Genomic DNA, 9088 nt, shown 5'->3' with positions numbered 1-9088 from the left:
GTGCTCGGCGACCGTCTCCAGCAGCCGGTCGCGCCACTCGATCGCCGGGCTCAGCCCGGCGGGGCGCGGGGCGACCTCCACGGCGATCGGCCGCAGACGGCCGTCCAGCCCGGCCGTCGCGTGGATCTCGGCGAGCAGCTCGCCCGAGCCGGCGCCCACGTCGACGAGGTCGAACCGCGCGGGCCCGCCCAACGCGTCGTCGACCTCGGTGACCAGCCGTGCCATCGCGTGGGCGAAGCGACGTGAGGCGTGCACCGAGGTGCGGAAGTGGGCCGCCGGCCGTTCGCCCCGTGTGTAGAAGCCCTCCGCCCCGTACAGCGCGTGCTCCATCGCCGTCCGCCATCCGACCTGACTCACTGGAAGGTCCGGAGAGGTTCCGGTCTCCCAGGGGCGACCTGGCGTATCCGGGGCAGCCCCGGGCACGAAGCGTTCATAACCGTCTTTCCGTTCCTTTCTGTCGTTCCCCGTTGCTGATCTGGTGGCGCCTGCCAGACCTTCGAACATGCGAACGAGCCACAGGTGCGAGCCGTCCGACCGAGCTGGAACGCGACCCGGACCTGGCGTTCTCAACCGAGGTATCCAGCGTGCCACTCCAGCAGACGCTCCGGCATCGGCACGCGGCGTTCGTGAACTTTTCCGCCGGGCGTGCCCGCTACCCCCGATTCAAATCCCGGCGGCGCAGTCCTTGCCTCCGGGGGTGGTCCTGACCGTCTCGCGTGCTCCCCGAGTCGTACGCGGGCTCCGACCCGGGACCGACGCGTGCCGAATCGGACGATGATTACGCTTGGCCGATGGTCCCCCGACTGTTCGCCTGGCTGAGACGGCACCAACAGCTCGTCGACACCCTGTTCATGCTGCCGATCGGCGCGCTCGCGGTGATCATTCGGGGCCGGTGGATCGCGACCACGTCGGACGGCCTCCCCCAGCAGACCCCGTATCTCCTCAACGTCGCGCTGGCCGTCGCGCTGTGCCTGCCGCTGATCTGGCGGCGCCGGTGGCCGCGTGCGGTGTTCGCCGTGATCGCCGCGGTGGCCTTCATCCAGTGGCTCATGGGCGTCAACATCGCCGTCTTCGACCTCGCGCTGCTCGTCGCGATGTACACCGTCGCGGCGCAGTGCGCCTTCCGGTGGGCGCTGGCCGTCCTGCTGGTCAACGAGCTGGGCCTGGTCCTGCTGATCTGGAGACTGATCCACCAGTCCACTCCTCAGGGCACGTGGCGTCAACTGAGCCCCGACTCCATCGGCCTGGGGGCGATCTGGCTGTGCGGCCTGTACATCAGCACGCGGCGCAAGTACACCCTCAGCCTCGAGGAGCGCGCACGCCGGCTCGAACGCGAACGCGACGCGCAGGCCGAGGTGGCCGCCGCGGCCGAGCGCGCCCGGATCGCCCGTGAGATGCACGACGTCATCGCGCACAGCATCAGCGTGATGGTGATCCAGGCCGATGGCGCCTCGTACGCGATCGACACCGACCCGGCGCGCGCCAAGCGGGCGATGCAGGCGGTCGGTGCCACGGGACGGTCGGCGCTCACCGAGATGCGCCGGATGCTGGGCGTCCTTCGCGAGGGCGACGGCAAGGCCGCCCTCGCGCCGCAGCCCGGCGTCGACGCGCTCCCGGACCTGGTGGAACAGATCCGTTCCACCGGGCTGCCGGTCGAGCTGGCGATCGGCGGGGCGCAGGTCCCGCTGCCCGGCGGCATGGAACTGGCCATCTTCCGGATCGCGCAGGAGGCCCTCACCAACGTCATGAAACACGCCGGCCCCTCGGCCACCGCGCGGGTCGAACTGCACTACGGTGACGGAGCGGTCGAACTACGCATCCGCGACGACGGACGCGGCGCGACGTTCTCGGACGGACGCGGCCACGGCCTGGTGAGCATGCGTGAACGGGTCGCGGTGTACGGAGGAGAGGTGACCGCCGCGCCGGCGCGGAGCGGCGGCTTCGAGGTCATCGCGCGGATGCCGGTGCGCGAGGCCCCGGCGAAACAGGAGGTCGGTGCGCCGTGAGTGCGCGGAGCGAGCGAACCGGTGAGCACGCTTCCCCGGCGAAGGAGGACGCGTGATCAGGGTGCTGCTGGTCGATGACCAGGAGCTGGTCCGCACCGGGTTCCGGATGGTGCTCGACGCCCAGCCCGAGATCGAGGTCGCGGGCGAGGCGTCCGACGGGCTGCAGGCGCTGGAGGTGCTGCGCGCGACCTCGGCGGACGTGGTGCTGATGGACGTGCGCATGCCGCGCATGGACGGCATCGAGGCGACCCGGCAGATCTGCTCGCGCCCCGGCAGCCCCAAGGTGATCATTTTGACCACGTTCGACCTGGACGAGTACGCCTTCTCGGCGCTCAAGGCGGGCGCGGCCGGATTCCTGCTCAAGGACGCCGGGCCCGAGCAGCTCATCGAGGCGATCCGCGCGGTCAGCTCCGGCGACGCCGTGGTCGCGCCGAGCACCACGCGCCGGCTCATCGACCGGTTCGTGGAGCAGATCCCCGACGAAGACGGCGCCGGCGACGCGGCCCTGGAGTCGCTCACGGCGCGTGAGACCGAGGTCCTCAAGCTCGTCGCACGCGGCATGTCGAACGGCGAGATCGCCGGGACGCTGTACGTCTCGGAGGCGACCGTGAAGACGCATGTCGGGCGCATTCTCAACAAACTGGGCCTGCGGGACCGGGTGCAGGCCGTGGTCTTCGCATACGAGACGGGCCTCATCAAAAGTGGCCAGAATAGTCACGAAGCGTAACGATTGCATCACGCGACCGGCCGTTCCATTGCCATTGGCTGAGAGTCCCTGGATAACTACCGTACGTATCGGCCACGTCACGCGTGGTCGCGAATCTCCATGTACGGGAGGATTCACGTGCTCAAGAAGCTCACCGCGGCCGGCGTGGTCGCGGCCGCCATGTCCGGCGCCCTCGTGCTGGCCTCACCGGCCAACGCCGACGTCAACACCAGCGGAGACGGCGGCATCCTGTCCGGCAACCAGGTCATCGTGCCCATCTCCATCCCGGTGAACGTCTGCGGCAACGCCGTCGCGGTCATCGGGGGCGCAAGCGCGGGATGCCGCGGCGGGGCATCGGTCGGATACGGGCTGCACCACCACCGCCGCTTCACCCCCTGGGACTCCTGACCACCACACGCGAAGACCCCCGCGCGGACGACCGCGCGGGGGTCTTCGTACTCCTCAGGTCGCACCTCGGATCAACGCGCGGACCGACATGACGATGGCCGCGAGGGCGATGGCAGCGGGCCCGGCCGTCCCTAGCTTTGATCACGTTCCGCCCATGACCGGGCGGGGCGAGGGAACCGAAGACGCGCCCCGTGGTCGCTCCCCCGACGGAGGAGGGCCCATGACCGAGGAGTCACCCGTGATCAGCACCGCCGTCAATGCCCCACCGGCCGTCGTCGCCACCGATGTGACCAAGGTGTACGGCTCCGGGGACGCCGCCGTCCACGCCCTGCGCGGGGTCCGGGTGGCGTTCGCCCGCGGGGCCTTCACCGCGATCATGGGACCGTCGGGCTCCGGCAAGTCCACCCTCATGCACTGCCTGGCCGGCCTGGACACGGTCGACCACGGCTCGGTGACGCTCGGGGACGTGGAGATCACCGGGCTGTCCGACCGGCAGCTCACCCGGCTCCGCCGGGACCGGATCGGGTTCGTCTTCCAGTCCTTCAACCTCGTGCCGACGCTGACGGCCGAGCAGAACATGCTGCTGCCGCTCGAACTCGCCGGCCGCAAGCCGGACCGGGCCTGGATGGACCACATCGTCGCCACGGTCGGCCTGCGCGACCGTCTCTCGCACCGGCCGAGCGAGCTGTCCGGCGGTCAGCAGCAGCGGGTCGCCTGCGCCCGTGCCCTCCTGCACCGTCCCGAGGTCATCTTCGCCGACGAGCCGACCGGCAACCTCGACTCCCGCTCCGGCACCGAGGTGCTCGGGTTCCTGCGCTCGTCCGTGCGCGAGATGGGCCAGACGATCGTCATGGTCACCCACGACCCGGTGGCGGCCTCCTTCGCCGACCGCGTGGTCTTCCTGCGCGACGGGATGATCAGGTCCGAGCTGGCCCGGCCGACGCCGGACACGGTGCTGGACGCGCTGAAGCGGCTGGAGGTCTGACCGTGCTGAAGACGACTCTGGCCGGGCTCCGCGCCCACCTGGTACGCCTGATCCTCACCGCGCTGGCCATCACTCTCGGGGTCGGGTTCGTGTCCGGCACGTTCGTGCTCACCGACACGATGCGGGCCGGCTTCGACCAGCAGTTCACCGTCTCCGCCGACAAGGTCTCGGTCGCGGTCCGGCCCAAGGGGGGCGACGACACCGTGCCGGCCGCGCTGCTCTCCCGGATCCGGGGAGTGCCCGGGGTCCAGGACGCCCAGGGCCTCGTCCGCGGCACCGCCCCGCTCGTCGGCAAGGACGGCAAGGTGTTCGGCGACAGCGGCACGGCGGGCGTGTCCGTCTCCACCGGCGCTCTGCAGCGCTACCAGATCAGGTCCGGCCGTCCCCCGGCCGGTCCCGGAGCGGTCGTGCTGGACACCAGGACCGCGCAGCGCAACGGCTACAAGGTCGGCGACACCGTCTCCGTGCTCGACCGGCAGGGCAGGCCGCGTTCGTTCACCGTCTCCGGACTGGTGGACTTCGGCGTCGACCAGGAGGTCGGCTACCGCGGCGCGGTGGGCTTCACGGCCGCGACCGCCGCGGCGATGACCGGCGAGCACGACTACACCGAGATCGACGTCAAGGCCGCGCCGGGCACGAGCGACGCTGCGCTGCGCGACGCGGTCGCGCGGGCGGCCGGCGGATCGTACGACGTGCTCACCAGCGCGCAGCTCGCCGACCGGCTGTCCAAGTCCTCCGGCCTGTCGACCGGCGACCTGACGGCGTTCTTCCTGGCGTTCGCCATCGTGGCGCTGTTCGTCGCGGCGCTGGTCATCTACAACACGTTCAACATCCTGATCGCCCAGCGGACGCGGGAGATGGCGCTGCTGCGCTGCGTCGGCGCGACGCGGGCCCAGGTGTTCCGCGGGGTCCTCGCCGAGGCGGCGATCGTCGGCCTCGTCGCCTCCGCGCTCGGCGTGCTCACCGGCGTGGGGCTGGGCGCCGGTGGCGCCACGCTGTTCGGCTCCGTCGACAACAGCTCGTCCGCGCCGGTGACCGTGTCGGTCACACCGGTCGTCGTCGGTCTCGTGGTCGGCCTGGCCATCACGCTCGTCTCGGCCCTGCTGCCGGCCCGGGCCGCCACCCGCGTACCGCCGGTGGCCGCACTGCGCACCCAGGCGGAGGGCCCGGTCAAGGGCCGCGCGGGCATCGTCCGCATGGTCCTCGGCTCGCTGATCACCCTCGCCGGACTCGGGGTCGTCGCCCTGGCGCTGCTGTCCAAGGCGGGCGAGGGCCCGTTCCTGATGGTCCTGGCCGGCTCGATGGTGATCTTCCTCGGCGTGATCGTGCTCAGCCCGTTCATCGTCGGCCGGCTCAGCGGCGTGGTCGGCTGGCTGCCCGCGCGGCTGCTGGGCGTGCCGGGCCGCCTCGCACGGGAGAACGCCGGGCGCAACCCCAAGCGCGCCGCGATCACCACCATCGCCCTGACCGTCGGCGTCACGCTGATGACCACGTTCTCCGTCGCGCTGGCCTCCTCGCAGGCGACCACGACCGCCCAGCTCGCCGAGCAGTTCCCCGTCGACTACCAGCTCACCACGGCGGGCGACCGGCTCATCCCCCGGCGGGCGGCCGCGACTCTGCGCACGAAACCGCAGCTGGGCGACGTCATCGAGGTACGGAACGTGGACGACGCGCGGGTCGACGGCCGGGACGCCGGCGTGGGCACGGTCTCCGGTCACGCGCTCGGCCGTTCGATCAAGCCCAAGCTCGTCGCGGGCTCGATCACCGACCTGGCCCCGGGCAGCGTCGCGCTGCACGAGGACACGGCCAAGACCATCGGCGTGGGCATGGGCCGGCAGGTGACGCTGACGCGCGGTGCGCAGCGGCTCCCGCTGCGCGTCGTGGCGATCTTCTCCGGCCAGACCCCGATACCGGACACCACGATCAACGAGTCCGACTTCGACCGCACCTTCGGCGCCCGGGACGACTCGGCGATCTACGTCATGGCCAAGAAGGGCGTGTCCACGGACGTGTCCCGCCAGGTGATCAACGACGCGACCAAGGCGTACCCGATGGTGAAGGTGGGCAGCCTCGCCGATGTGAAGGCCGAGTTCACCAAGGCCTTCAACCAGCTCTTCCTGCTGGTGGGCGCCCTGCTGGGGCTGGCGATCATCATCTCGCTGATCGGCATCGCCAACACGCTGACGCTGTCCGTGTTCGAGCGCACCCGTGAGTCGGCGCTGCTGCGGGCGCTCGGGCTGGCCCGAAGCGGGCTGCGGTGGATGCTGTCGCTCGAAGCGGTGATCATGGCCGTGATCGGCGCGCTGCTCGGCGTCGTCCTCGGTGCCGGGTTCGGCTGGGCCGCCATCAGCGCCGTGGCCGACGGGGCCGTCCTCGGCTTCCCGGTCCTCCGGGTGGTCGCGTTCGTTCTCGTCGCGGGCCTGGCGGGTCTGATCGCCGCTCTCGTCCCCAGCCGCCGGGCGGCCAGGGCGTCGATCGTCGCGTCGCTCGCCGGCGACTGAGGGGATCGCCGGGACGCACGAGAGGCCCTTCACCGTACGGTGAAGGGCCTCTCGTGGCCTCAGGGCAGGTAGTACATCGGGTTCGGCAGCTTGAAGGTCCGGCCGGCGTAGCCGCCGTTCAGGTCGCTGTACTGGTCGCCGAAGTCGGCGGTGATGTCGTAGCCGAGCGACTCGATGTGCTTGCGCGTACCGGACTTGTACTCGGTCGTGGTGCACGTGTAGGTCGGTGCCGAGCACGGCAGGTAGGACGTCGGCGCCTTGGTGTTCAGGTAGAGGTGGGCGGTGTCGGCGGGCGACCTGTACCCGACGGCGGCCAGGTTGCGGACGCTGGCGGCCCGTTGCGTCTCGGGCCGGCCGGTGATCCAGAACACCGTGACGCCGTGGTCGGCGGCCCAGTTGACCAGGGCCGGCATGCCGAAGACGGCGTCCATGTTCTTGTTCTGGATGTACGCGTCGTTGGAGGCGGGCGTGTAGTTGAAGCCGACCTCCAGCTCGTAGTTGTAGGTGAGGAGCGAGGTGTCGTCGACGTCCAGCACGATGGCCGGCTTCCTGCCCGGCCGGGGATGCCGTACGGCCTGCCTCAGGTAGGCCCCGGCCTTGGCCTCGATGCCGGCGACCTGCCTGGCGTAGCTGCTGTCGGCCGAGGCGTGGTGCTCGCCGGAGGCGTCCGTCGTGTCGCCGTAGTACGCCTTGATCTCGTTGACGACGTTCGTGAGGTTGGGGATCTCCTTGTCGCTCCTCGGCACGGATCCGTCGGCGCCCGCCGTGCTCACCCCGTAGAGGGCGGTGGCGGCGACGGCGGTGGCGACGGCGGTCAGAGCGTGGGTGCGGACGGATCGGCGAAAACGGGCCATGAGCGGTTCCTTCGTTCTTTCGTGGGTCCCACTTACTTACGGGGGAGGCGGGCGGTGAGGAAGTACAGGCGTGTCGTCTGCTCGGGGTTCTCGTTGTCGTCGCTGACCAGCAGCAGGCGCAGCCGGCCGTCGAGGGTGCGGCCGGTCACGGTGATGCCCTCGATGTTGTCCAGCAGCGGGTTGGGCTGCGGCTGCCCGGCCGTGGCGCCGAGGGACGGGCAGTCGGCGATGTCGGCGAGCAGGGTCGTGTGGACCAGCCGGACGCGGGACCGGTCGGTCACGGTCTCGACGGCGCCGACGTCGGAGGCGTGCCGAAGATCGGCGAGGTAGACGCGAACCGTGTTGCCGACGCCGGAGGTGTAGCCACGTTCGAGCACCAGCAGCCGGCCGTCGCCTGCGGCGGAGATGTCGGAGATGTCCAGCCCCGCGTCGGCGCTGACGGCGTACTGGGCGGCGACGCGGAAGTCGTCCGAGCCGCCTGCGCGGCGCCAGGTCTGCAACCGGCGTATGTCACCGCCGTCGCCGGCGAGGGCCCCCTCCATGGAGGCGACGAGGGTGTGGCCGTCGGGCTGCAGGGCCATGCCCTCGAAGGTCAGGTTCGGCCCGGCGCGACCGGCGGGCGCGACCTGGAGGGAGGCCGGCACCGGCAGGCGGCCGATGAGCTCGCCGTTCCGGGAGTAACGACGGATCGAGGGCTCGACCTCGGACGTCACCAGACGGGTCCCGTCCCGATCGACGGCCACCGCCTCCGAGTCCAGCGGCCGTCCGCGCTCGTCGGCGAGCGGCTGCACCGAGACCGGCTTCTCGGTCTGCGAGTCCAGGGTGAACAGGTACGACTCGTCGGACACGGCGACGAGACGCCCCTTGCCGTCGGGTGAGAGGCCCGAAAGCTCCCCGACGGGGACGCCATCGAAGGTGGTCTTGTCCAGCGAGTCCGAGAAGCCGCTGATGTTCACCCAGGGGGAGCAGGCGGTGCCGGTGCGGGCCTCGGCCGATGGGGCGGTCCAGGGCAGGAGGGAGGCCGTCAGCAGGACGGATGCGGCGGCTGCACGGAAACCCATGGGCGGGGCACCTCTCATATCAGACCAGCGGAAACAATAGTGATCAACTTGGCGCATACGCATGATCTGGTTGGTTTCAGGCAGGTAACACCTTTCCCGGCCGCGCCTCGCTCCGCGGCCGTGCCGGGCGTGCTCCGGAAGAAAGCCGTGCGTACGCGCACGAGGAGCACCACGTCGGCGTGGGTAGGCTGTGGCCGGACCGTCCGGTACCCGTGAAGGACTGGAACGCACGAATGACCTCTTCTGACCAGCGCCCGGGGCGCCTCGCCGTGGGCGTTGTCGGTGCCGGCCGCGTCGGGTCGGCACTGGGCCGGGCGCTCGATCTGGCCGGCCACGCCGTGGTGGCGGCGTCCGGGGTCTCCGACGCCTCCCGCGAGCGTGTCCGCGAACGGCTGCCCGGGGTTCCGCTGCTGCCGGTGCCCGAGGTGGTGGCCGCCGCCGACCTGGTCCTGTTCACCGTGCCCGACGACGCGCTGCCCGCCCTGGTCGAGGGGCTGGTGGGCACCGATGTGCCCGTACGCGGCAAGCTGCTCGTCCACACCAGCGGCCCGTACGGCATCAGCCATG

General features: G+C 71.0%; 7 protein-coding genes and 3 pseudogenes. 7 read left to right on the top strand and 3 right to left on the bottom strand.

Annotation, left to right across the window (positions count from 1 at the left end; genetic code table 11):
* Window positions 1-357 (bottom strand): annotated as a pseudogene (locus ACFFNX_RS33310) (SAM-dependent methyltransferase); the annotation flags it as partial.
* A 191-nt stretch (window positions 358-548) separates the two neighbouring features.
* Between ACFFNX_RS33310 and ACFFNX_RS33305 the strand changes: the two are divergent.
* The 6 genes and pseudogenes from ACFFNX_RS33305 to ACFFNX_RS33280 form a co-directional block, all read left to right on the top strand.
* Window positions 549-674, top strand: a pseudogene (locus ACFFNX_RS33305) (RNA-guided endonuclease TnpB family protein); the annotation flags it as partial.
* A gap of 117 nt (window positions 675-791) precedes the next feature.
* Window positions 792-2006: a sensor histidine kinase gene (locus tag ACFFNX_RS33300; RefSeq protein WP_378209840.1), complete on the top strand. Its 1215-nt coding sequence runs from the start codon at window positions 792-794 to the stop codon at window positions 2004-2006.
* 52 nt (window positions 2007-2058) lie between these two features.
* A complete protein-coding gene (locus tag ACFFNX_RS33295) occupies window positions 2059-2733 on the top strand; it encodes a response regulator (protein WP_378209839.1) in 675 nt (224 codons plus the stop codon).
* A 117-nt stretch (window positions 2734-2850) separates the two neighbouring features.
* Window positions 2851-3120, top strand: coding sequence for a chaplin family protein (locus ACFFNX_RS33290; protein WP_378209838.1), 270 nt, complete (start codon window positions 2851-2853; stop codon window positions 3118-3120).
* Window positions 3121-3340: 220 nt separating this feature from the next.
* Window positions 3341-4105: an ABC transporter ATP-binding protein gene (locus ACFFNX_RS33285; protein WP_378209837.1), complete on the top strand. Its 765-nt coding sequence runs from the start codon at window positions 3341-3343 to the stop codon at window positions 4103-4105.
* 2 nt (window positions 4106-4107) lie between these two features.
* Window positions 4108-6606, top strand: a complete 2499-nt coding sequence (locus tag ACFFNX_RS33280) for an ABC transporter permease (protein WP_378209836.1) — start codon at window positions 4108-4110, stop codon at window positions 6604-6606.
* 59 nt (window positions 6607-6665) lie between these two features.
* Here ACFFNX_RS33280 and ACFFNX_RS33275 read toward each other — a convergent pair whose 3' ends face one another.
* Window positions 6666-7460: an HAD family acid phosphatase gene (locus ACFFNX_RS33275; protein WP_378209835.1), complete on the bottom strand. Its 795-nt coding sequence runs from the start codon at window positions 7458-7460 to the stop codon at window positions 6666-6668.
* A 32-nt stretch (window positions 7461-7492) separates the two neighbouring features.
* Window positions 7493-8521 (bottom strand): esterase-like activity of phytase family protein, encoded by a 1029-nt coding sequence (locus tag ACFFNX_RS33270; RefSeq protein WP_378209834.1) that lies wholly within the window; start codon window positions 8519-8521, stop codon window positions 7493-7495.
* Between the two features lie 233 nt (window positions 8522-8754).
* On the opposite strand from ACFFNX_RS33270, the pseudogene ACFFNX_RS33265 reads away from it, so the two are divergent.
* Window positions 8755-9088 (top strand): annotated as a pseudogene (locus tag ACFFNX_RS33265) (NAD(P)-binding domain-containing protein); the annotation flags it as partial.

This window comes from Actinoallomurus acaciae (assembly GCF_042429965.1).
Taxonomy (GTDB): domain Bacteria; phylum Actinomycetota; class Actinomycetes; order Streptosporangiales; family Streptosporangiaceae; genus Actinoallomurus; species Actinoallomurus acaciae.
Note: the sequence above shows the minus strand (reverse complement) of the source record. Positions and strands in the feature narration are given on the sequence as shown.